The sequence below is a fragment of the Pseudomonas sp. RC2C2 genome (assembly GCF_018390435.1).
Lineage (GTDB): Bacteria > Pseudomonadota > Gammaproteobacteria > Pseudomonadales > Pseudomonadaceae > Aquipseudomonas > Aquipseudomonas donghuensis.
Map to the genome: position 1 here is coordinate 245001 of NZ_JAHBAX010000002.1, position 20845 is coordinate 265845.

Annotated in this window: 19 protein-coding genes and 2 rRNA genes (1 of these 21 running past the window's edge); 11 read left to right on the forward strand and 10 right to left on the reverse strand. The window is 63.1% G+C overall.

The features are described from left to right. Both KHO53_RS19570 and rrf read left to right on the forward strand, forming a co-directional pair. Nucleotides 1-456: ribosomal RNA gene (locus KHO53_RS19570) — 23S ribosomal RNA — on the forward strand (it extends 2434 nt beyond the left edge of the window). Between the two features lie 137 nt (nucleotides 457-593). Continuing rightward, nucleotides 594-709: ribosomal RNA gene (gene rrf, locus KHO53_RS19575) — 5S ribosomal RNA — on the forward strand. Nucleotides 710-859: 150 nt separating this feature from the next. Here the strand turns inward: rrf and queD are convergent. Both queD and KHO53_RS19585 read right to left on the reverse strand, forming a co-directional pair. Further along, nucleotides 860-1216, reverse strand: a complete 357-nt coding sequence (queD, locus tag KHO53_RS19580) for a 6-carboxytetrahydropterin synthase QueD (protein ID WP_010226613.1) — start codon at nucleotides 1214-1216, stop codon at nucleotides 860-862. 49 nt (nucleotides 1217-1265) lie between these two features. After that, nucleotides 1266-2348, reverse strand: a complete 1083-nt coding sequence (locus KHO53_RS19585) for a patatin-like phospholipase family protein (RefSeq protein ID WP_159388327.1) — start codon at nucleotides 2346-2348, stop codon at nucleotides 1266-1268. 159 nt (nucleotides 2349-2507) lie between these two features. Between KHO53_RS19585 and KHO53_RS19590 the strand changes: the two genes are divergently transcribed. The 4 genes from KHO53_RS19590 to KHO53_RS19605 are packed head-to-tail and all read left to right on the forward strand — an operon-like array spanning nucleotide 2508 to nucleotide 5114. Then, nucleotides 2508-2816 carry a PepSY domain-containing protein gene (locus KHO53_RS19590; RefSeq protein WP_010226611.1) on the forward strand — a complete coding sequence of 103 codons (309 nt, stop codon included), beginning with the start codon at nucleotides 2508-2510 and terminating at the stop codon, nucleotides 2814-2816. Between the two features lie 11 nt (nucleotides 2817-2827). Next, nucleotides 2828-3130 (forward strand): PepSY domain-containing protein, encoded by a 303-nt coding sequence (locus tag KHO53_RS19595; RefSeq protein WP_010226609.1) that lies wholly within the window; start codon nucleotides 2828-2830, stop codon nucleotides 3128-3130. Further along, nucleotides 3130-3798 carry a response regulator transcription factor gene (locus tag KHO53_RS19600; RefSeq protein WP_010226607.1) on the forward strand — a complete coding sequence of 223 codons (669 nt, stop codon included), beginning with the start codon at nucleotides 3130-3132 and terminating at the stop codon, nucleotides 3796-3798. Before KHO53_RS19595 ends, KHO53_RS19600 begins: the two co-directional genes overlap by 1 nt. Then, nucleotides 3795-5114, forward strand: coding sequence for a sensor histidine kinase (locus KHO53_RS19605; protein ID WP_010226605.1), 1320 nt, complete (start codon nucleotides 3795-3797; stop codon nucleotides 5112-5114). The genes KHO53_RS19600 and KHO53_RS19605 overlap by 4 nt, the downstream gene beginning before the upstream one ends. A gap of 66 nt (nucleotides 5115-5180) precedes the next feature. Here KHO53_RS19605 and KHO53_RS19610 read toward each other — a convergent pair whose 3' ends face one another. The 3 genes from KHO53_RS19610 to KHO53_RS19620 form a co-directional block, all read right to left on the reverse strand. Next, nucleotides 5181-6032 (reverse strand): ABC transporter permease, encoded by an 852-nt coding sequence (locus KHO53_RS19610; RefSeq protein WP_026001520.1) that lies wholly within the window; start codon nucleotides 6030-6032, stop codon nucleotides 5181-5183. Then, on the reverse strand, nucleotides 6029-7015 hold the full coding sequence (locus KHO53_RS19615) for an ABC transporter substrate-binding protein (RefSeq protein WP_010226601.1): 987 nt from the start codon (nucleotides 7013-7015) through the stop codon (nucleotides 6029-6031). Before KHO53_RS19615 ends, KHO53_RS19610 begins: the two co-directional genes overlap by 4 nt. Nucleotides 7016-7168: 153 nt before the next feature. After that, the gene (locus KHO53_RS19620; RefSeq protein ID WP_213570684.1) at nucleotides 7169-9316 is read right to left on the reverse strand and encodes a methyl-accepting chemotaxis protein; all 2148 of its coding nucleotides are present in this window, start codon (nucleotides 9314-9316) and stop codon (nucleotides 7169-7171) included. Between the two features lie 269 nt (nucleotides 9317-9585). Here KHO53_RS19620 and KHO53_RS19625 point away from each other — a divergent pair, with 269 nt between their 5' ends. Further along, nucleotides 9586-10905, forward strand: coding sequence for a Na+/H+ antiporter family protein (locus KHO53_RS19625; RefSeq protein ID WP_010226597.1), 1320 nt, complete (start codon nucleotides 9586-9588; stop codon nucleotides 10903-10905). A 26-nt stretch (nucleotides 10906-10931) separates the two neighbouring features. On the opposite strand, the gene KHO53_RS19630 is transcribed toward KHO53_RS19625, so the two are convergent. From KHO53_RS19630 to KHO53_RS19640, 3 genes are all read right to left on the reverse strand, one after another. After that, entirely contained in the window at nucleotides 10932-11933 is a 1002-nt protein-coding gene (locus KHO53_RS19630; protein WP_010226595.1) for a FecR family protein, read from the reverse strand. Nucleotides 11934-12125: 192 nt separating this feature from the next. Next, complete coding sequence (locus tag KHO53_RS19635) at nucleotides 12126-13895, reverse strand: acyl-CoA dehydrogenase C-terminal domain-containing protein (RefSeq protein WP_213570685.1); 1770 nt, start codon at nucleotides 13893-13895, stop codon at nucleotides 12126-12128. A 24-nt stretch (nucleotides 13896-13919) separates the two neighbouring features. Next, a complete protein-coding gene (locus tag KHO53_RS19640; RefSeq protein ID WP_010226591.1) occupies nucleotides 13920-15542 on the reverse strand; it encodes an acyl-CoA synthetase in 1623 nt (540 codons plus the stop codon). Between the two features lie 191 nt (nucleotides 15543-15733). Between KHO53_RS19640 and KHO53_RS19645 the strand changes: the two genes are divergently transcribed. Then, nucleotides 15734-17539: a PAS domain-containing sensor histidine kinase gene (locus KHO53_RS19645; RefSeq protein WP_283772030.1), complete on the forward strand. Its 1806-nt coding sequence runs from the start codon at nucleotides 15734-15736 to the stop codon at nucleotides 17537-17539. 1 nt (nucleotide 17540) lies between these two features. Next, the gene (locus tag KHO53_RS19650) at nucleotides 17541-18155 is read left to right on the forward strand and encodes a response regulator transcription factor (RefSeq protein ID WP_010226584.1); all 615 of its coding nucleotides are present in this window, start codon (nucleotides 17541-17543) and stop codon (nucleotides 18153-18155) included. 54 nt (nucleotides 18156-18209) lie between these two features. On the opposite strand, the gene KHO53_RS19655 is transcribed toward KHO53_RS19650, so the two are convergent. Beyond that, the gene (locus tag KHO53_RS19655) at nucleotides 18210-18530 is read right to left on the reverse strand and encodes an ElaB/YgaM/YqjD family protein (RefSeq protein WP_036994490.1); all 321 of its coding nucleotides are present in this window, start codon (nucleotides 18528-18530) and stop codon (nucleotides 18210-18212) included. 130 nt (nucleotides 18531-18660) lie between these two features. Between KHO53_RS19655 and KHO53_RS19660 the strand changes: the two genes are divergently transcribed. Next, entirely contained in the window at nucleotides 18661-18915 is a 255-nt protein-coding gene (locus KHO53_RS19660; protein WP_010226580.1) for a hypothetical protein, read from the forward strand. A gap of 3 nt (nucleotides 18916-18918) precedes the next feature. On the opposite strand, the gene KHO53_RS19665 is transcribed toward KHO53_RS19660, so the two are convergent. After that, entirely contained in the window at nucleotides 18919-19827 is a 909-nt protein-coding gene (locus KHO53_RS19665) for a LysR family transcriptional regulator (RefSeq protein WP_213570686.1), read from the reverse strand. A gap of 87 nt (nucleotides 19828-19914) precedes the next feature. Here KHO53_RS19665 and KHO53_RS19670 point away from each other — a divergent pair, with 87 nt between their 5' ends. Then, entirely contained in the window at nucleotides 19915-20844 is a 930-nt protein-coding gene (locus tag KHO53_RS19670; RefSeq protein WP_213570687.1) for a carbon-nitrogen hydrolase family protein, read from the forward strand. Nucleotide 20845: the final 1 nt, after the last annotated feature.

Here is a 20845-nt window from a genome sequence, read left to right on the forward strand (position 1 = left end):
TAACAGGCTGATACCGCCCAAGAGTTCATATCGACGGCGGTGTTTGGCACCTCGATGTCGGCTCATCACATCCTGGGGCTGAAGCCGGTCCCAAGGGTATGGCTGTTCGCCATTTAAAGTGGTACGCGAGCTGGGTTTAGAACGTCGTGAGACAGTTCGGTCCCTATCTGCCGTGGACGTTTGAGATTTGAGAGGGGCTGCTCCTAGTACGAGAGGACCGGAGTGGACGAACCTCTGGTGTTCCGGTTGTCACGCCAGTGGCATTGCCGGGTAGCTATGTTCGGAAGAGATAACCGCTGAAAGCATCTAAGCGGGAAACTTGCCTCAAGATGAGATCTCACTGGAGCCTTGAGCTCCCTGAAGGGCCGTCGAAGACTACGACGTTGATAGGTTGGGTGTGTAAGCGCTGTGAGGCGTTGAGCTAACCAATACTAATTGCCCGTGAGGCTTGACCATATAACACCCAAGCAATTTGAGCGAAAGCCAGATTGCGGTGTTGTGAAGACTGCAAAGCCGAGAATTTGTAACTCACAAAACATCACATACCCGATTCGCTGGAGTGTCTTAAACAAGACCTTCTGGCAACAGAATTTCTTGACGACCATAGAGCATTGGAACCACCTGATCCCATCCCGAACTCAGCAGTGAAACGATGCATCGCCGATGGTAGTGTGGGGTTTCCCCATGTGAGAGTAGGTCATCGTCAAGATTAAATTCCGAAACCCCTATCTGCGTACGCAGGTAGGGGTTTTGTCTTTCTGGCGTCTGTGGGAGCGTCGCACCGCCGCTCCCACATGAGTGAAAACCAGCCGAAAAAAAACCACCCCGCAGGGTGGTCTCTTCACATCCATTTACCGATTCAGTCGCCGTAGTACTCGCAACCACTGGTGCAGGTCTCATGAATCCGTACCTTGGACAGCTCCGGCAGCAGCGGCTTGACCTGATCCCAGATCCATTTGGCGATCACTTCGCTGGTCGGGTTCTCCAGGCCAGGAATGTCGTTCAGGTAATTGTGATCCAGTTGCTCGTACAGTGGCTTGAAGATCGCCTTGATCTCGGAGAAATCGCGAATCCAGCCAGTATGCGGGTCGAGCGGGCCGGTCAGGTGCAGGGCAACCTTGAACGAATGACCATGCAGGCGACCACACTTGTGCCCTTCAGGGACGTGGGGCAGGCGGTGTGCCGATTCGAATGTAAACTCTTTGAAAATTTCCACGATGTCTTGACTCTGTAAACCAATGCTGGCTGTCAGTTTACCAGCATGGTCACTTCAGTGGTTGCAGATGCGTGTGCAGCTTGCCGGTTTCTATCAGCTCAAGCAGCTCGTCGCCCAAGCGCTGGCTTTCGGCCATTGCCTTGTGCCAATAACGCTGGCGGCTACCGGCATCCCCCATGAAACGCTTGAAGTCGCTGCGGTCCGGCAGCTTGCCGTAGGGCAGGCTGGCCAGGTACTGCGGCGAGGGTGCCAGCAGCAGGACATTACGTAAGCGTTGGGCGTCACCGCGGCGCCAGGGCAGGGCCTTGTCGAACCAGCCGGGGATGACCTTGTCGGTGAAGTGCGGGTAAAGCACGATATCGTCACCGGCGTAGGGCAGGTCCAGGTGATAGTCGAGCAGCCCGCCATCACGGTAGGTCCCCTGGCCTGCGCCGGGGATATCGCGCACGCCTTGCATGACCATGGGGATCGACCCGGAAGCCAGGAGGGCATGCCGCAGGTTGTTGATATCCAGCGCCAGGTAGCGCGACGGGAAGTCGGTCAGTGCCTGCAACGGCGGACCGCTACGGGCATCGTGAAGAATGATCCGTTCGAAGTGCCGGGCCAGGCGCGGGCGGCCGATCAGGTTGTCGGCGATCACCGATGACAGGCCCATGCCCAGGCGCCCGCGATGATCATGGGCAAGCAGCCCGTGGCTTTTTACCACCATGATGTTCAGGCGATAGTCCGAACTTTCGAGGACCTGCGCGTCGCGCCCTTCGAGCAATTCATCGAGCATGCGCTCGCAGCTGCGGCTGACTTCAGCCTGGGTCACACCCTTGGCAAAGTCCTGTTCGGTGTACAGCTGCCCCAAGCGCTGCAGGGCCTGGGCCGGGTTGGGCAGGCAGGCACTGGCGAAGCGCCAGGAGCCGATCGAGGCACCGATCAGCGCCCGTTCACGCGGTGTGCCGGGTAACCACTGGCCGAACAATGCCAGGTCCAGCCCTTGGATGCCCAAAGCCTTGGGGCCGCCCGCAGCGCCTGGCAACACACCCACATCCGCTGCCTGCAAGCCACCTTCGCGTATGCGTTGCAGGGCACGGCTGCCGGCCTTGAGGGTCAGGGCCGGGTACTTGATATGGATTGCGCTCATACGGGCCTCGCGGTCTTGAGCCGGTAATTATAAAGAACAGCGGTCCAGATGTGGGGCAGGGCTGCGCTATCATGTCGCCAGTTGTTTTCAGCTTCAATTAAGTTCGGTTGGGTACTCTAGGCCCCGTAGAAACATTTTTGATCTCAACGGAGAGACACGATGAAAACTTTGACTGCCCTGTTCGCCACTGCTGCCCTTGCCCTGAGCGCCAACGTCGCGCTGGCTAAAGATGTACAGCCTGATGAAGTGGTAAAACTGGTGAACGCCAAGAGCATCAAGTCGCTGGACGAACTCAAGGCCGCCGCCATCGCCAAGCACCCAGGCGCAACCGTCACCGATTCCGAACTGGAAGACGAGTACGGTCGCTATATCTACAAGGTCGAACTGCGTGACGCCCAGAACGTCGAGTGGGACGTTGATCTCGATGCCAAGACCGGCGAAGTCCTCAAGGACGCTCAGGACACCTGATGAGCCCTTGCATGCGAGCAGCACAGACCGTTCTCATTGCGCTGTTGGCCCTCTGCTCGCTGGCTTCGGCCCGCGACCTCGATCAGGACGAAGCCCTGCAACTGCGCGAGCGGGGCATCATCCTGCCGTTGGAGCAACTGCTCAAAGACGCCCTGGGACGCTATCCCGGGGCGACATTGCTGGAGGCGGAGCTGGAACAGAAACACGACAGGTACGAGTACGAGGTCGAATTGCTGACCCCTGAAGGCGTGGTGCGCGAGATCAAGCTCGACGCTACCAATGGAGCGCTGCTCAAAGACGAGGAAGATGACTGATGCGCCTGTTACTGGTCGAGGACAACGTGCCGCTGGCAGATGAACTGACCCAGAGCCTGCAACGCCAGGGTTATGCGGTCGACTGGCTGGCCGACGGCAGGGATGCGGTCTACCAGGGCAGCAGCGAACCCTATGACCTGATCATTCTCGACCTCGGGCTGCCCGGCTTGCCGGGCCTCGAGGTGCTGGCCCAGTGGCGCGCATCTGGCCTGGCGACACCGGTGTTGATCCTCACCGCGCGCGGCTCCTGGGCCGAGCGTATCGAGGGCTTGAAGGCCGGCGCCGACGACTACCTGAGCAAGCCCTTTCACCCGGAAGAACTGCAACTGCGTATCCAGTCGCTGCTGCGCCGTGCGCGCGGGCTTGCCAACCAGCCGACCCTGGACGCCGCCGGCCTGCAGCTGGACGAAGGCCGCCAGTGTGTGACCCGCGCCGGCGTCGACATCCAGCTCACCGCTGCCGAGTTTCGCCTGCTGCGATATTTTATGCTGCACCCGCAACAGATCCTGTCGAAAAGTCACCTGGCCGAACACCTCTATGACGGTGAAACCGAACGGGATTCCAACGTCCTGGAAGTGCACGTCAACCACCTGCGCCGCAAGCTTGGCCGCAGTGTGATCGAGACCCGCCGCGGCCAGGGCTACCGCTATGCCGGGAGCAGCGAGTGAAGTCGATCCAGGCACGCTTGAGCCTTGGCCTGATTGCGGTACTGGTGCTGGTCGGGCTGGTCCTGGCCCAGCTCAGCCTGTGGCTGTTCGAAGCCGGACTGCAACGCTACCTGGAGACGGGGCTGCGCAAGGAGAGTGAAAACCTGCTGGTTGCCCTGGTGCGCGGCCAGACTGGGCTGGAACTGGACGAGCGACGGATCTCCTCGGCCTACAAGCGGCCGTTCTCGGGCTATTACTTTCGCATCGACTTCGACGGCGGCAACTGGCGCTCGCGTTCGTTGTGGGACATGGACATGCCGGCTCCGGCAACACCGGGCCTGCACACCGGGCTGCAGCTTGGACCCGAGGGCCAGCAACTGTTGGTCCTGCGAGCCGACTACCGGCGACTGGGCCAGGCGATTTCCATCAGTGTCGCCCAGGACTATACCCCGGTGCGCGATGGCTTCAGGCGCATGCAGCAGATCGGCCTGGGCCTGGGCCTGGTCGCGCTGTTGCTGATCCTGGTGCTGCAACGCATCACCGTGACCCGTTCATTGCGCCCGCTGGAACGTGCCCGCGAGCAGATCGCCCAGTTGCAGCAGGGCCAGCGGTCACAGCTCGATACCCAGGTGCCGACAGAGCTCGAGCCCCTGGTCGCACAGATCAACCACTTGCTGGCCCACACTGAAGACAGCTTGCGTCGTTCACGCAATGCCCTGGGCAACCTTGGGCATGCGCTGAAGACGCCTCTGGCGGTGCTGCTCAGCCTGGCCTCCAGCGAACGCCTCAGGGACCTGCCGGAAGTCCGTGCCCAGTTGCGAGACCAGCTCGAGCAGATCCAGCAGCGCCTGAGTCGCGAACTCAACCGCGCACGTTTGGCCGGTGACGCATTGCCGGGCGCCCTGTTTGATTGCGATGCCGAGCTGCCGGGGTTGCTGTCGACCCTGGGCATGATCCATGGTGAAGGCCTGGAACTGAGCAAGCAGGTACCCGCAGGTTTGTTGCTGCCCTGGGATCGTGAAGACCTGCTCGAACTGCTGGGCAACCTGCTGGACAACGCCTGCAAATGGGCTGACAGCGAAGTGCGGCTGAGCATCGAAGAACAAGCGCAACACTATTGCCTGTGGATCGATGATGACGGCCCGGGCATCCCGGAGAAGGCGCGCGAGCAAGTCCTTGAGCGCGGGACCCGGCTTGATGAGCAGGTCGATGGTCACGGCCTGGGTCTGGGCATCGTGCGCGACATCGTCGAGGCCTGGGGTGGGCAGATGCGTTTGCTGGAAAGCCCGTTGGGTGGATTGCGGGTCAGCATCGAGCTGCCGCGCAAGGTCAGATAGCATCGCGGGTCATGTAGGAGCTGCGGTGCGGCGATCCGACTTGACCCGCGATGAGGCCCTCAATCGCTAACTATGACGCGGCTGGCCATACGCCTGGGTGATCCGGTCAATCACCATCGCCAGCGCCACAATCGCCAAGCCGGCTTCCACGCCTTTGCCAACATTGAGCGTCTGAATCCCCGCCAGCACATCTTCTCCCAGCCCGCGCGCGCCAATCATCGAGGCGACCACCACCATCGACAGGGCCATCATCACCGACTGGTTGAGCCCGGCCATGATGCTCGGCATCGCCAGCGGCAGTTGCACCCGCCGCAGTCGCTGCCAGCGACTGGCCCCCAGGCCGTGAGCCGCCTGGGTCAGGCTCGGGTCGATCTGGCTCAGGCCCAGTTCGGTCAGGCGGATCAGGGGCGGCAGGGCATAGATCAGGGTGGCGAAGATGGCCGGCACCTTGCCCAGGCCGAACAGCATCAACACCGGGATCAGGTAGACGAAGCTGGGCAGGGTCTGCATGACGTCGAGCACCGGCATCAGCAGCTTGCGCGCCAAGGGCCGGCTGGCCAGCAGGACGCCCACCGGGATGCCGATCAGTACGCACAGGCCGGTGCTCACCAGCACCAGCGCACAGGTTTGCAGGAGCTTGTCCCACAGGCCGACCACGCCGATCAGAAACAACAGGCCGCTGAGCACCAGGGCACGGACGACACTGCGGCTGGCGTGCCAGGTCATCAGTGCAACGATCACCAGCAACAGCCACCAAGGCGTCAGGCGTAGCAGGTTTTCCAGGCCGACCAGTACCTGCAGCAGGCCATCGGAGACATTGCGCAATTGATCGCCGTAAGCCAGTACCAGCCAATCAACGAAGCGGTTAACGGCGTCGGCAAAGGAGAAGTGCAACGTTTCGGGAAAGCCTCCACTCACAGGCTCGCCTCGACCTTGCCCGCGATCTTGGCGGGTAGCCAGGCTTTCCAGATGTTCGGGTTATCACGCATGAACCTGAGTGCTGCCTCCTTGGGCGACTCGCGCTTTTCGCTCATCTGCGCCAGGGTCTTGTTGAGGGTGTCGATGGGCAGGTCGACCTTGGCGAAGAACTCGACCAGTTGCGGATAATCCTTTTTGAATGGCGCAGAAACACCAATGGACAATTTTGCCGGCAGTGAGCGCGTGCCTTGCGGGTTTGGATGGCTGGCATCGGTCAGGGTCTGCCAGGCCTCGGCGTTGAACGGCGGCTCCTCAAGGCGTACCAGGTCGTAGCGGCCCATGAGCGGGGTAGGGCTCCAGTAGTAGAACAGCACCGGTTTGCCGCGGCGGATGGCTGAAGTGATTTCGGCATCGAGGGCGGCACCCGAGCCGCTGCGAAAGTTCACGTAGTCGTTGTCCAGGCCATAGGCCTTGAGCTTCTGGCTATTGACGGTCTCGGAGGTCCAGCCGCTGGGGCTGTTGAGGAAGCGGCCCTTGTCGGGGGACTCCGGGTCCTTGAACACGGCCTTGTACTGCTTGAGGTCGGCCACCGAACGCAGGTGCGGCGCCAGATCCTTGATTACGTACGCCGGCACATACCAGCCTTCATCGGCATTCTTCACCGTATCGCCGATGCTGAATACCTGGCCGGCCTGCTCGGCCTTTACCCAGGCCGGGCTGCGCCCGGCCCATTCTTCGCCGATGACCTGGATGTCGTTGCGTGCCAGCGCGACTTCCATGCTCACGGTGCTGCCGGGCAGGGTGTCGGTGGGGTAACCGTAGCCTTTCTCGACGATCAGCCGCAGGATCTCGGTGGTGAGGCTGCCGCTTTCCCAGGTGATGTCACCGAAGTGGATGGGCATGGATTTGTCGGCGGCGTGGCTGCAGGTAATCAGCCCCAGCGCAAGGAGTGCGCTGGTCAGCAGGGTGGTGATCGGCTTCATTGTGCCTCGCTCGCAAGGTAGGGAGTCTGGCAAGTGTAGTAGAGGAGAGCCGGCAGGTTTTTGTGGGAGCTGGCTTGCCAGCGATGAGGCCTGCATGAGGCTCCACCTGCGAGCGCTTTGCGCTCGATCGCTGGCAAGCCAGCTCCCACGGGGTTACACCCGGAACTGATCCATCAGCCCCTGCTGCTGGTTGGCCAGGCTGTTGAGCGACTGGCTGACCCGCGCCGATTCGTTGGCCTGTTCCGACAGCGATTCGGTGACGTCACGAATGGTAGCCACGTTGCTGTTGATCTCTTCAGCCACCGCACTTTGCTCTTCGGCGGCGCTGGCGATCTGCAGGTTCATGTCGCTGATCACCGTGACCGCATTGCCGATCTGCTGCAGGGCGGTGACCGCCTGGCCGACCTGCTCGACGCTGCCCTGGGCCTGGCGATGGCTGCTGTCCATGGCGCCGACCACTTCGCGGGTGCCGGCCTGCAGCTCTTCGATCACCTGGCGGGTTTCTTCAACCGATTCCTGGGTGCGCCGGGCCAGGTTGCGCACCTCGTCGGCGACCACGGCAAACCCTCGACCGGCTTCACCGGCGCGGGCGGCCTCGATGGCGGCGTTCAGCGCCAAGAGGTTGGTCTGCTCGGCGATCGAGCGGATCACTTCCAGCACCGAGCCGATCTTTTCGCTGTTCTCGGCCAGGCCTTCGACCTGGCCCATGGCGGTGCTCATGTCGGCGGCGAGGGTGTCGATGCTGCTGGTAGTGCGGTCGATCACGGCCAGGCCCTGGCGGGTGGCCTGGTCGGCGTCGCGGGCAGCCTGGGCGGCTTGCGCGGCGCTACGGGCGACGTCCTGGGCGGTGGCACTCATCTCGTGGGAAGCGGTGGCCACCTGATCGACCTGGCGATACTGCTGTTCCATACCGGCGCTGGTCTGGCTGGCGATCGCCGAGGACTGGTCGGCGGTATCGCGGGCGGCCTGGACCGAGCGCTTGACCTCGGCAATGGTCGGCTGCAGCTTGTCGAGGAAGCGGTTGAACCAGCCGGCCAGCTCACCCAGTTCGTCGCGCTTGTCGTAGGTCAGGCGGCGGGTCAGGTCGCCTTCGCCGCTGGCGATGTCCTTGAGCATGGCCGCCACGCCGAGGATCGGCCGGGTCACGGTGCGCGCCATCAGCCAGATCAGCAGCAGGCCGACGATGGCCGCCAGCAGGCCCAGGCCCAGTTCCATCAGGGTGCCGCTGGTGTTGCGTTGGTCGAGCTCTTGCTTGAGGGCTTCGGCCGGGCCGGTCAGGGCGCTTTCCGGTACGTCGAGCAACACGCCCCAAGGCTTGCCGCCAGGGATCGGCGCGAACGAGGCCAGCACCTTCAGGCGCTGGTTGTGGTGGAGGCTGTGCAGCGGCGTGCTGTCGCCCAGCAGGCGGATCAGCTCGGCGCCTTTTTCCGCGTCGACCTGGTCGAAACGTTGGGCCAGCTTGCCGGCATCCGGGCTGTAGCCGGCCAGCAGGCCTACCGGGCTGAGGATACTGACCTGGGTCTGGCCCTGGTAAAGATTGCGGCTGGCCTGTTGGCTCAAGGCCTGCAGGCTGTTGAGGTTGATGTCGATGGACAGGGTGGCGATCACCTTGTCGGCGGCCATCAGCGGGAACACGATGCTGGTCATCAGCACCTGCTGGCCGTTGATCTCATAGAAGTAGGGCTCGATCACGCAGACCTTGCGGGTCGTGCGCGGGCACACCGACCAGGTGTTGGCCGGCTCGCCGCTGGGGCCGATGCTGGTGTCGTTCATGTCGCGCTCAGGCAGCGCCATGGAGGTCAGTTGGCCCGGGGTCGGTTGCGACCAGTACAGGGCAAAGCGGCCTTTCTCGTTGCTGCCCAGTTCCTTCTGGTCGACGAACAGCGCGTCCTTGTTGTCCAGCGCGTTGGGTTCGAACACCAGCGACAGGCCGAGCAGATCGGGGTTGGCCTGCAGCGCCGCGCGTACCTGGCGGGTCATGTCCTCGCGCAGGTCGAAGGCATCGAGAAAGCGCTTCTCGGCCTGTTCGCGCAGGAACAGCACCTGGCGGGCGAAACCGGCACCGTACTGGTAGGCATCCATGAACTGGCGACGGATGTTCAAGGCCTGGACTTCGCCCTGGGATTCGATGCGCCCCTGGGCCGCTTCGGTGAGCATCTGCATGCTGCTGGCCTTGACCAGTTGCGTACTGTGCTCCATGCGATACAGCGAGAGGCCCACCAGCAGGGTAACGATGCCAGCCAGGCACAGGCCGGCCAGCAGGGTGATCTTCCACTGTATGGAAAGTTGTCTGAACGACATGGCGAAGTCCTTAGATCCTGAAAGATTGAGGCTGCCGACTATGTCGGCCGCGAGGCCGTTTTCTTTATTCAAACGTTCAATTGAAATGCGTCGTTTTCGGTCGCTGAGGCGACTTATTGTCGCAGGCGCAACACTCCGTTTTTTTGACAAGCGCGGGGGTCTGCTTCAGAGTGTGCGCCCTCCATAAAAATACCTGTCGTTCGGCCACTGCTTGCGAGCAGTCTGTCGCCGGATCGGTCGCTTTTTGTCTGGTTTCTAGAGGTCACAGAATGAATGCAGTAATTGCCGCGGTCGGCATCATGCTGATATTGAGCCTGTCCCGCGTGCATGTGGTGATCGCCCTGATCGTCGGCGCCCTGGTGGGTGGCCTGGTCGGTGGCCTGGGCATCGAAGGCACGCTCAAGGCCTTCAATGGCGGGCTGGGTGGCGGTGCCACGGTGGCGTTGTCGTACGCGTTGCTTGGCGCTTTCGCCGTAGCCATTGCCAAGTCGGGCATGGCCCATGCCTTGGCGGATCGCGCCCTGGCCATGATCGACCGGCAGGGGCATAGCAACGGCGGCAAGGTCAAATGGCTGTTGATTGCTCTGCTGTTGGTGGTGGCGATTTCGTCGCAGAACATTCTGCCGATCCATATCGCCTTCATTCCGTTGCTGGTGCCGCCGCTGCTGTATGTATTGACCAAGCTGCAGATCGACCGGCGCCTGGTGGCCTGCGTGATGACCTTCGGCCTGATCACCCCGTATATCTTCCTGCCGGTGGGCTTTGGCAACATCTTCCTTAACCAGATCCTGCTGGGCAGTGTCAGCCGCAGCGGCGTGGATGTCAGCGGCGTCAACGTTACCCACGCCATGGCCATCCCGGCCGCGGGCATGCTCTTTGGCCTGCTGGTGGCGGTGTTCATCAGCTATCGCAAGAAGCGTGAGTATGACCTGGAGAAAATCGAGCAGGTCGAGCAGGTCACGGTGCGCTACAACCCGCTGACCCTGCTGGTGGCCGGTGTTGCCATTGCGGCGGCGTTCATCATCCAGCTGTGGCTGGACTCGATGATCATCGGCGCCATGGCCGGTTTTCTGATTTTCTCGGTCTCGGGCATCGTGCGCTGGAAAGACACCGATGACCTGTTCACCGAAGGCATGAAGATGATGGCCATGATCGGCTTCATCATGATCGCCGCATCAGGCTTCGCCGACGTGATGAAGGCCACTGGCGAGGTCAAGTCCCTGGTCGAGGCCTCGGCGGCCTGGATCAATCACAGCAAGGGCATTGGTGCGCTGTTGATGCTGCTGGTCGGCCTGCTGGTGACCATGGGCATCGGCTCCTCGTTCTCCACCGTGCCGATCCTGGCGGCGATCTTCGTGCCGTTGTGCGTACAACTGGGCTTCGATCCTGTGGCGACAGTGTGCATCGTCGGTACCGCTGGAGCCTTGGGGGATGCCGGTTCACCGGCGTCGGACTCGACCCTGGGGCCGACCTCGGGCCTGAACGTCGATGGTCAGCATCACCATATCTGGGACACCGTGGTACCGACCTTCATCCATTACAACCTGCCATTGCTGGCATTCGGTTGGCTGGCGGCGATGATGCTCTGACGCAGGCGACGGGCTGAGCGCAAGGCTCAGCCTTTGGCAGGTGGCGAGATGCGGTTGAGCACCATGTTGCCGTTTTTGTTCCGGGTCAGGTAGACCGGCAACACCTTGGGCAAGGCGCTGACCAGGCGCTTGATTTCGCTGGTGTTGTAGATACCGCTGATGCGGATGCTGCCAGTGCTGGCATCGGCCAGCAGCAACGGTTTGTCCAGGTAGCGGTTGATCATTGGCAAGGCCTGGGCCAGGCTCTGGTTGTCGAGGATCAGCTTGCCGCTGCGCCAGGCCAGGCTGTTGTCCTGGTTGTAGGTCTGGCTCAGGCGTGGCTCGTAGTCGCCGGCCTTGTAGCTGGCCTGCATGCCCGGGCCCAGACGATAGCTGCTGTCGCTGGCCTGGCCATCGCTGCTGACCAGCACTGAACCTTCGACCAGGGTCACCTTGACCTGATCATCGTACTTCCACACGTTGAACTGGGTACCGGTGACCCGCGTCCAGCCATTGGCCGCATGCACCACGAAGGGATGCTGGCTGTCATGGCTGACCTTGAAGAAGGCTTCACCCTTGATCAGGGTGACCCGGCGCTCATCCTTGTAGTTGCTAAAGCGCAGCTCGGTATTGAGGTTCAGTTCGACCTCGCTGCCGTCGCCGAGCACAACGCGGCTGAGCTGGCCGTTGCTTTCCAGGTGCTGATAGCTATTGGGCAACCAGCCTTGCTCCCAACCGACCCAGGCGCCGGCTGGCAGCGCCACCAGGGCGATGGCTGCCGCCGTGGCGAAACGCTGCCAGTGGTTGCGCTGGCGCTGTGGCAGGGGCACCACGTTGTCCGGGACGCTGCGGGGCAGATGGTCGGCGGTCTGCCAGATTTCCAGCATCGCCTGATATTCCTGCAGGTGCAGCGGGTTGGCACTCAGCCATTGCTCGAACGCGCGCCGCTCGGCGGCTGTGCAGTCTTCAGCTTGCAAGCGCAGGCACCACTGCGCGGCGGCATCGGTGATGGCATCGTATTCGGCGGCGCTGAGACTGGTGTGATTCATTGAAACTCCCGGTTTTGTCCATTCTACCTTGCAGGGTAGGTGGGCGAGAACCGAGATAATGGCGAATGACTATCAGTTGTAGGCTTTTTTACCGTCAAACCCGCGTAAAACCGCGGATCTGACAATGATTGCTTACAAAATCACGGACGGAAGGTAAGCCTGCGACGCCTGTTCAGCGTCGCAGGCCAGGTTTCAGAACTGCGCGGCATCCAACTCGAACAACGGGGCACTGCCGGCGCGGATACTGGCTTGCAGCGACAGCGTGCGTGGCAGCAGGCGTTCGAAGAAGAACCCGGCGCTGGCCAGCTTGGCGCCGTAGAACGCCGGGTCGTGCACCAGCGCGTCGCGGGCGACGGCGGCCATGCGTGACCACATGTAGGCGTAGGCGACGTAGCCGAACAACTGCAGGTACTCCACTGAGGCTGCGCCAATGGCGTTCGGGTCGCGGCTCGCTTGCGTGCATAGCCACTGGCTCAGGTCTTCCAGCTCGTTCAGGGCGTTAAGCAGCGGCTGGCAAAAAGGCGGTTGTGCCTGGGCAAACTCGCGAATCTGCGCGGCAAAGGCAGCCAGCGCCTGGCCGCCATCGGCCACCACTTTACGGCCGAGCAAGTCCAGCGCCTGGATGCCGTTGGTGCCCTCGTAGATCTGCGCAATGCGCACATCGCGCACCAATTGCTCCTGACCCCATTCGCGAATATAGCCGTGGCCGCCAAGCACCTGCTGGCCAAGTACGCAGCTCTCCAGGCCATTGTCGGTGAAGAAGGCCTTGGCCACAGGTGTCAGTAGCGCCACCTGGTGTTGCGCCGCGTCGCGCTCCTCGGCGTCTTCAGCGTACTTGGCAATATCCAGTTGCTGGCCGACGTAGGTGGCGAAGGCGCGTCCGCCTTCGGTCAGGGCGCGCATGGTCAGCAACATGCGCCGTACATCCGGGTGGACGATGATCGGGTCGGCAATCCGTTGCGGGTCCTGGGCGCCGGTGGGCGCCCGGCTCTGCAGGCGTTCGCAGGCATAGCGCGCGGCATTCTGGTAGGAGGCCTCGGCGCAACCAATGCCCTGAATGCCGATCGACAGGCGCTCGTAGTTCATCATCGTGAACATCGCCGCCAGTCCACGGTTCTGTTCACCGATCAGGTAGCCGGTGGCGCCATCGAAGTTCATTACGCAGGTGGCCGAGGCCTTGATGCCCATCTTGTGCTCGAGCGAACCACAGCTGACCGCGTTGCCTTGGCCAAGGCTGCCGTCGGCATTGACCAGGTACTTGGGCACCAGAAACAGCGAAATGCCCTTGGGCCCGGCCGGCGCATCCGGCAGTTTGGCCAGCACCAGGTGGATGATGTTCTCGGTCAGGTCCTGGTCGCCGCCAGTGATGAAAATCTTGGTGCCGCTGACCTTGTAGCTGCCATCGGCCTGGGGCTCGGCCTTGCTGCGGATGATGCCAAGGTCAGTGCCGGCGTGGGGCTCGGTCAGGCACATGGTGCCGGCCCATTGGCCGCTGTACAGCGCCGGCAGGTAAGTGGCCTTGAGCGCTGCGCTGGCGTGGGCGTCGATAGCCAGGCAGCAACCGGCGCTCAGCGCCGAGTACAGGCTGAAGCTGCAGTTGGCGGCGTAGAGCATCTCTTCGAATTGCACCGCGAGCATCTTCGGCATGCCCAGGCCGCCAAACGCCGGGTTACCGGCCAGGCCCACCCAGCCGCCGTCGCGGTAGGTCTGCCAGGCCTGGCGAAAGCCGTCCGGGGTGCGCACGGCGCCCGCCTCGAAGGCCACGCCCTGTTCATCGCCGCTGCGGTTGAGCGGGGCGATCAACTGGCCGGTGATTTTCGCCGCCTCTTCAAGGATGGCGTCGGCGGTGTCGGCATCGACCCGTTCGGCCAGGGCTGGCAGGCGTGCCCACAAGGCCGGGCCGTGGAACACTTCATGAAGGACAAAGCGCATGTCGCGCAGGGGAGCATTGAATTCAGGCATGGCCGTTCTCGCAGTCAATAGGGGTCAGAGCGCCTTGGCCCAGTCGCGCAACAGGTACTTCTGGATCTTGCCGGTGGACGTCTTCGGCAGTTCGCTGAATACCACGGTTTTCGGCAGTTTGAAGCCGGCCAGGTGCTCGCGGCAGAAGGCGATGATCTCGGCTTCTCGGGTGCCCTCGCAGCCGGCCTTGAGGGTGATATAGGCGCAGGGGGTTTCACCCCATTTCTCGTCGGGGCGGGCGACCACGGCGGCTTCGAGTACTGCCGGGTGCTTGTAGAGGGTGTCCTCGACTTCGATGGTGGAGATGTTCTCGCCACCGGAAATGATGATGTCTTTGAGCCGGTCTTTGATCTCCACGTAGCCGTCGGCATGCCAGACCGCCAGGTCGCCGGTGTGGAACCAGCCGCCACGGAAGGCTTCAGCGGTGGCTTCGGGATTTTTCAGGTAGCCCTTCATCACCGTGTTGCCGCGCATAAAGATCTCGCCCAGGGTGTTGCCGTCGCGTTGCACTGGCTCAAGGGTCTGCGGGTCGGCGACCATCAGGCCTTCGAGGGTCGGGTAGCGCACGCCCTGGCGTGACTTGATCCGGGCACGCTCGGCCAGCGGTTGTTCATCCCACTCGGCATGCCAGGCGCAGACGGTCACCGGGCCATAGACTTCGGTCAGGCCATAGACGTGAGTGACCTTGATGCCCATCTCTTCCACCGCGCCGATGACCTTGGCCGGTGGCGCCGCACCGGCGACCATGGCATTGACCGGGTGATCGATGGCCGCCTTGGCCGAGTCGGGCATGTTGATCAGCGCATTGAGCACGATCGGCGCGCCGCACAGGTGGCTGACCTGATGTTCGCGGATCAGGGTGAGAATCTTCTGCGGATCGACCCGGCGCAAGAACACATGGGTGCCGGCCAGGGCGGTGACCGTCCAGGGATAGCACCAGCCGTTGCAGTGGAACATCGGCAAGGTCCACAGGTACACCGGGTGATTGCCCATGGCCCAGGTCATCTGGTTGCCCAGGGCGTTGAGGTAGGCGCCACGGTGGTGATAGACCACGCCCTTGGGGTTGCCGGTGGTGCCGGAGGTGTAGTTCAGCGAGATGGCCTGCCATTCGTCTTCGGGCCAGTGCCAGGCGAACGCGGGGTCGCCTTCGGCGAGAAACGCTTCGTAGTCCAGGTCGCTGACCGCCTGGCCTTCGCCGTACTCCGGGTCATCGACATCGATCACCAGCGGCGGGTATTTCATCAGCGCCAGGGCCGCTTCTACGACCTTGTGGAACTCGCGGTCGGTGATCAGCACCTTGGCTTCGCCGTGCTCGAGCATGAAGGCGATGGCTTCGGCGTCCAGGCGCACGTTGAGGGCATTGAGCACCGCGCCGATCATCGGCACGCCAAAGTGCGCTTCGAGCATCGCCGGAATGTTCGGCAGCATCACCGCCACCGTATCGCCCTGGCCGATGCCGCGCCCGGCCAGGGCGCTGGCCAGGCGCCGGCAACGTTCGTAGGTTTGCTGCCAGTTGCGCCGGATGGCGCCGTGGATCACCGCCGGGTACTGGCCGTAGACGGCGGCGGTGCGCTCGATGAAACTCAAGGGGCTCAAGGCAACATGATTGACAGGGGCGGGCGCCAGGCCCTGGGAGAAAATCGACATGAGGTCGTCCTGTGCAGGAGGCAGCCGCCTGTGGCGAACTGAAACCTCCGATGGCTGATTGTTAGCTCTGATCAGGTTTCGGGAAGGAGCAGGCCCTTCCGGTGTCGCAGTTTTACGTGAATTGCTATGGTAGATGGAAGATAGACTATAGCAATATGGTATAAATACTATAAAAGCCCTGAGGCACCGCTTTGGATACTCCTTTCTCCCTGCTGCTGGCCAAGGATCCACAGCCCAGCCTGTTGCTGGATGCTGCGGCCAGCGTGCTGGCCAGCAACCCGGCCTTGCGGGCCATGCTCGGGTCCTGGCCGCAGGGTGACGCCGACTTCTGCTTGCCGAGCAACTATCAGGCACTGGTGCAGGCCTGTCTGGAGCAAGCGCGGGCGATCAGTGAGGTCGAGGCGCAGGTGGCTGGGCAGATCCTGCTCTGGACCTTCATCCCCGATGACGCCGGCCAACAGGTCCTGGCGCGTTGTCGGGATGCCACCCTGGAGCGCCAGGGTGAACGTGAGGCCAGCCGGGCCCGGCGCCTGTACCGGCTGATCACCGAGAACACCACCGACCTGATTTCCCGGCATACGCCTGACGGCAGCTTTATCGATGCCTCGCCCGCCGCGTACCGCCTGCTCGGCTACTGGCCGGAAGCATTGCGCGGGGTGCCGGTGCAGACGCTGTTTCACCCCCAGGATCGCCAGCAATCACTGCTGCAAGCGTCCCAGGCGCTGGAGCAGGACGGCTACCAGACCATGACCTGCCGGGTGCTGCACCGCGATGGGCGCTACCGCTGGTTCGAGATCGCCAGCCGCGCGATCCGCGAGACCTACACCGGCGCCGTGGTCGAGATTGTCAGTGTCTCGCGGGACATCAGCGTGCGCATCGAGGCGCAGGAAAACCGCCGGCGCCTCGCCGAGGTGGTGGAAGCCAATACCGACCTGGTGTTGTTCAGCGACCGCGACGGCCAGCTCAGCTACCTCAACCAGTCGGCGCGCCGGGCGCTGGGCTTGCTGGGCGTAGAACCGCTGCCCAGGCTGCAAGCGTTGCTCGACCCGGCACTGCAGCAGCGCCTGCACAACGAAGGGTGGCAGCGTGCCGAGCAACACGGGGTATGGCAGGCCGAGGCGCGGCTGATCGTGCATCAGGGCGGCACGGCGTTCCCGGTGTCGCTGGTGCTGCTGGCCCATCGCGCGACTGGCGGTGAGCGCTACTACTCGCTGGTGGCCCGCGACATGACCGAGCGTGAGTTGCGCGAAAGCCAGCAACGTCGCCATCAGGACGAACTGGCCCACAGTGCCCGGCTGATCACCCTGGGCGAGCTGGCCTCGGGGATTGCCCATGAAATCAACCAGCCACTGGCGGCGGTGGTCAACTACGCCAGTGCCAGTCAACGCTACCTGCAGGCGCTGGATCTCGATCCGCAGGCTGCGCAGCGCATTGCCCATGGCTTGCAACGCATCAACGAACAAGCCACCCATGCCGCCGAAGTGATCAAACGCTTGCGCGCCTTTTTGCGCAAGGAGCCGCGGCGCTTGCAGGCCTTGGCGATTGTCGATGTCGTCGGTGAAGCGGTGCGCCTGTGCGATTGGGAAGCCAGCCGTGACCAGGTCAGGATCGAGCAGCGGGTGGCTGAGGGGCTGCCGTCGGTCTATGCCGACCGGGTGCTGCTTGAGCAGGTGCTGCTCAACCTGTTGCGCAATGCCATCGACGCCAACCGCGAGCAACATAAAGGCCAGGCCTCGCGTATCCTGCTCAGCGCAGCGCTTGAGGCGGGCTGGCTAATGATCCGGGTCAGCGATCAAGGGCCGGGGGTGGCGGCCGAGCGCCTGGACGGCATCTTCACCCCGTTCACCACCAGCAAGGCGGATGGCCTGGGTTTGGGCCTGAGCATGAGTCGCAGTATCGTCGAAGGCTTTGGTGGCACTTTGCATGCCCAGCCAGGCGAGGTGGGCGGATTGATCTTGTGCTGTCGGCTGGCGCCGGTGGCCAACAGTGGGGAGTGATATGCAGGAACCGCGGGTGTATGTAGTCGATGACGATCAGGGCATGCTCGATTCGACCGTGTGGCTGCTCGAATCGGTGGGCTTGCAAGCGCTGCCGTTCACCAGCGGCCAGGCGTTTCTCGACGCCTGCGACGGTGACTTGCCGGCCTGTGTGCTGCTGGATGTACGCATGCCGGGCATGGGCGGCCTGAGTGTGCAGGAAGCGTTACGCGCCCGCGGTATCGATTTGCCGGTGATCTTCGTCAGCGGCCATGCCGATGTGCCGATCGTGGTGCGGGCCTTCAAGGCCGGGGCCTGCGATTTCATCGAAAAGCCCTACAACGATCAGTTGCTGCTCGACAGCGTTCAGGATGCCCTCGGGCGAGCGCGCCATGCCGGGCCGCTGGAGGCCGTGCAGGCGCGCATCGATAGCCTCACGCCCCGTGAGCGGGACGTGCTCCTGCCGCTGGTGCAGGGCTATACCAATCGGGAAATTGCCGAGCAGCTCGAGGTCAGCGTCAAGACGGTCGACCTGTATCGCTCGCGGGTGATGAAGCGCATGCAGGCCGAGCACTTGCCGGCGCTGGTGGGGATGGCGATCGCCTGTGGGTTGGTGCAGCCGTTGAACTTGCGTTGAATTGATCGCGGGGCAAGCCCGCTCCCACAGGAGCGAGCCGGACCTGCGATGCTTTTAAGGCCTGCGCCCCAGCAGCAAACCGACCACCAGGCCAAACCCCGCCGAAATCGCCACCGTCTGCCACGGATGGCCGCCGATGTAGTCCTCGGTGGCATCCACCACCGGCCGCGCCTTGCTACGCACGCCGTTGACCGCCTTGCGGGCCTGCTTCAATTTCAGCCCGACCTGGGCGCGCAGGGTTTCGGCTTCTTCGCCAACTAGCGCTGCGCTGTCGCTGAGCAATTTTTCCGATTCTTCGATCAACGCTTGCAGTTCGCTGAACGCCTGATCCTTGATTTGCTCGGCATCGTTTTGCACGGTGGTTCTCCTGGCCATGAGCGCTTCCTCGTCAGTTGATGGCATTGAACAGTGGATGCCAGCGGGCATGGAAAGTTGCAGCAGTTTGCCGAGCGCTGGCGGCTACAGTGTAAGATAGCGCCTATTTTCCAGCGGCAGGACACCCCTCATGAGTTTCAATCTGGCCAACAAGAGCTTCGCCGAACGGGCGCAGATCGAGGACGAGAAAGCACGACTGTTCGAGCTCTGGCAGACCAACCTGGGCAAGGCCAAGGCCGATGCCGCCCGGCTGATCGCCGAGAAGCCGCGGCGCAAGGGCAAATGGGCTGAATGGGTACGGGCAGAGCTGGACGGCATGTCGCCGCCCGAATACGCCAATATGGTCCGCAGTGAAGTCAACAAGCTGATGGCCGCCGCCAAGTAAGTTTCAGGCAAACACCGCCAGTACCGCTTCACGCACCTTCTCCAGCGCCGGGTCCGGTTGCCCGCCGGTGCGCCAGCCCAGTTCCACCGGATACTGCGGCAAGGCCAGCGGGCAAGGCAGCACCACCAGGCCAGCGGTGTCGGCAATGGCCCGGGCGGCATGGCCGGGCAGGGTGGCCAGGCGCTCGCTGCCTTTGAGCAGATAGGCCAGGGCGGCAAAATGGCTGGTCGAGGCCGCCACCCGGCGACTCAAGCCCAGCTCGGCCAACGCTTCGTCGACGATACCGATGAAGCCTCCCGACGACACCAGGATCTGCTCGCGCGCCACGAACGCTTCCAGGCTTAAGCCGCGTTGCCCGGGCATCAGGCTATGCGGATCGACCAGGCACAGGTAATCCCCTTCATCGAGCACCCGGCGGCTGAGCAGGCGGGCGGAAAACCCGCCCGAGGTCAGCGCCAGATCAAGGCTGCGATCCAGTAACGCGCGGGCGACAATCTGGCTGTGGGTCTGGCGAAAGATCAGGCGCAGGCCCGGCGCCAGCCGTTGCACCTGCTCGATCAGGGCCCGGCCGTAGGCGATCTCGAAATCATCGGACAAGCCCAGGGTCACCGCCCGGCCTTCGAACTGTTCGGCCTGCGGGTCGAGCAGGGCCAGGCTTTGCCGGCATTTGTTCAGCGCTTCGCTGATCAGCGGCTTGAGCTGGTTGGCACGCAGGGTCGGCGCCAGGCCGCGCCCGGTGCGCATGAACAGCGGGTCGCCATACACCTCGCGCAAACGCCGCAACGCGGCGCTGACGGCCGACTGGGTCAAGCCCAGGCGCACGGCGGCGCGGCTGGCGCTGACTTCGTCATGCAGGGCTTCGAAGACTTTGAGCAGGTTGAGGTCGATATCGGTGATATTCGCAGGATTCATATCATTCAGAAACGAAGTTGGCTTTATTCATGATTGGCCCGGCGCCGACAATCTGCAATACCCATCGCCCATCCGGAGCACCCGCTAATGACCACGTCCGTCGTCGCCGCCTTGCAGATCGGTTCATCGCCTGAAGGCAAAGCCCATACCCTGGAACAGATCCTTGCCTACGAGCAGGCCATCAGTGAGGCGGGCGCCAGCCTGGTGGTGATGCCCGAAGCGCTGCTGGGGGGGTACCCCAAAGGTGAGATCTTCGGCACGCGCCTGGGCTACCGCCTGCCCGAAGGCCGCGAAGCCTTCGCCCGCTACTTTGCCAATGCCATCGAGGTGCCCGGCAGCGAGACCGACGCCCTCGCTGGCTTGTCGGCGCGCACCGGCGCCAGCCTGGTGCTCGGGGTGATCGAGCGCAGCGGCCATACCCTGTATTGCAGCGTGCTGTTCTTCGAGCCCGAGCAGGGCCTGGTGGCGGTGCACCGCAAGCTGATGCCCACCGGCACCGAGCGGCTGATCTGGGGCCGTGGCGACGGCTCGACCCTGCCGGTGATCGAAGGTCGTGCCGGGCGCATCGGCGCCGCGGTGTGCTGGGAAAACTACATGCCGTTGCTGCGCACGGCGATGTACGCCAAGGGCGTGGAGCTCTGGTGTGCACCGACGGTGGACGAGCGCGAGCTGTGGCAGATGAGCATGCGCCATATTGCTGCCGAAGGCCGTTGCTTCGTGATCAGCGCCTGCCAGGTGCAGGACTCGCCCAACGCGCTGGGCATCGAGGTCGCCGACTGGCCGGGCGAGCGCCAGCTGATTGCCGGGGGCAGCGTGATCGTCGGGCCGCTGGGCGAGGTGCTGGCCGGGCCGCTGATAGCTGAGCGCGGGCTGCTGTGCGCGGAAATCGATACCGAGGAACTGGTGCGCGCCCGTTATGACTTCGACGTCGTCGGCCACTATGCACGGCCGGATATCTTCGAACTGAGCGTGGATGAGCGCAGCAAACCCGGCGTGCGCTTCATCAATCAGGATTGAG

Excerpts from the sequence above, each read along its gene's own strand:
- KHO53_RS19655 (WP_036994490.1), bottom strand. The coding sequence starts at position 18,530 with ATGGCCAGGAGAACCACCGTGCAAAACGATGCCGAGCAAATCAAGGAT.
- KHO53_RS19585 (WP_159388327.1), bottom strand. The coding sequence starts at position 2,348 with ATGAGCGCAATCCATATCAAGTACCCGGCCCTGACCCTCAAGGCCGGC.
- KHO53_RS19670 (WP_213570687.1), top strand. The coding sequence starts at position 19,915 with ATGACCACGTCCGTCGTCGCCGCCTTGCAGATCGGTTCATCGCCTGAA.
- KHO53_RS19665 (WP_213570686.1), bottom strand. The coding sequence starts at position 19,827 with ATGAATCCTGCGAATATCACCGATATCGACCTCAACCTGCTCAAAGTC.
- KHO53_RS19635 (WP_213570685.1), bottom strand. The coding sequence starts at position 13,895 with ATGCCTGAATTCAATGCTCCCCTGCGCGACATGCGCTTTGTCCTTCAT.
- KHO53_RS19660 (WP_010226580.1), top strand. The coding sequence starts at position 18,661 with ATGAGTTTCAATCTGGCCAACAAGAGCTTCGCCGAACGGGCGCAGATC.
- KHO53_RS19650 (WP_010226584.1), top strand. The coding sequence starts at position 17,541 with ATGCAGGAACCGCGGGTGTATGTAGTCGATGACGATCAGGGCATGCTC.
- KHO53_RS19625 (WP_010226597.1), top strand. The coding sequence starts at position 9,586 with ATGAATGCAGTAATTGCCGCGGTCGGCATCATGCTGATATTGAGCCTG.
- KHO53_RS19640 (WP_010226591.1), bottom strand. The coding sequence starts at position 15,542 with ATGTCGATTTTCTCCCAGGGCCTGGCGCCCGCCCCTGTCAATCATGTT.
- KHO53_RS19630 (WP_010226595.1), bottom strand. The coding sequence starts at position 11,933 with ATGAATCACACCAGTCTCAGCGCCGCCGAATACGATGCCATCACCGAT.
- KHO53_RS19600 (WP_010226607.1), top strand. The coding sequence starts at position 3,130 with ATGCGCCTGTTACTGGTCGAGGACAACGTGCCGCTGGCAGATGAACTG.
- KHO53_RS19615 (WP_010226601.1), bottom strand. The coding sequence starts at position 7,015 with ATGAAGCCGATCACCACCCTGCTGACCAGCGCACTCCTTGCGCTGGGG.
- KHO53_RS19595 (WP_010226609.1), top strand. The coding sequence starts at position 2,828 with ATGCGAGCAGCACAGACCGTTCTCATTGCGCTGTTGGCCCTCTGCTCG.
- KHO53_RS19620 (WP_213570684.1), bottom strand. The coding sequence starts at position 9,316 with ATGTCGTTCAGACAACTTTCCATACAGTGGAAGATCACCCTGCTGGCC.
- KHO53_RS19590 (WP_010226611.1), top strand. The coding sequence starts at position 2,508 with ATGAAAACTTTGACTGCCCTGTTCGCCACTGCTGCCCTTGCCCTGAGC.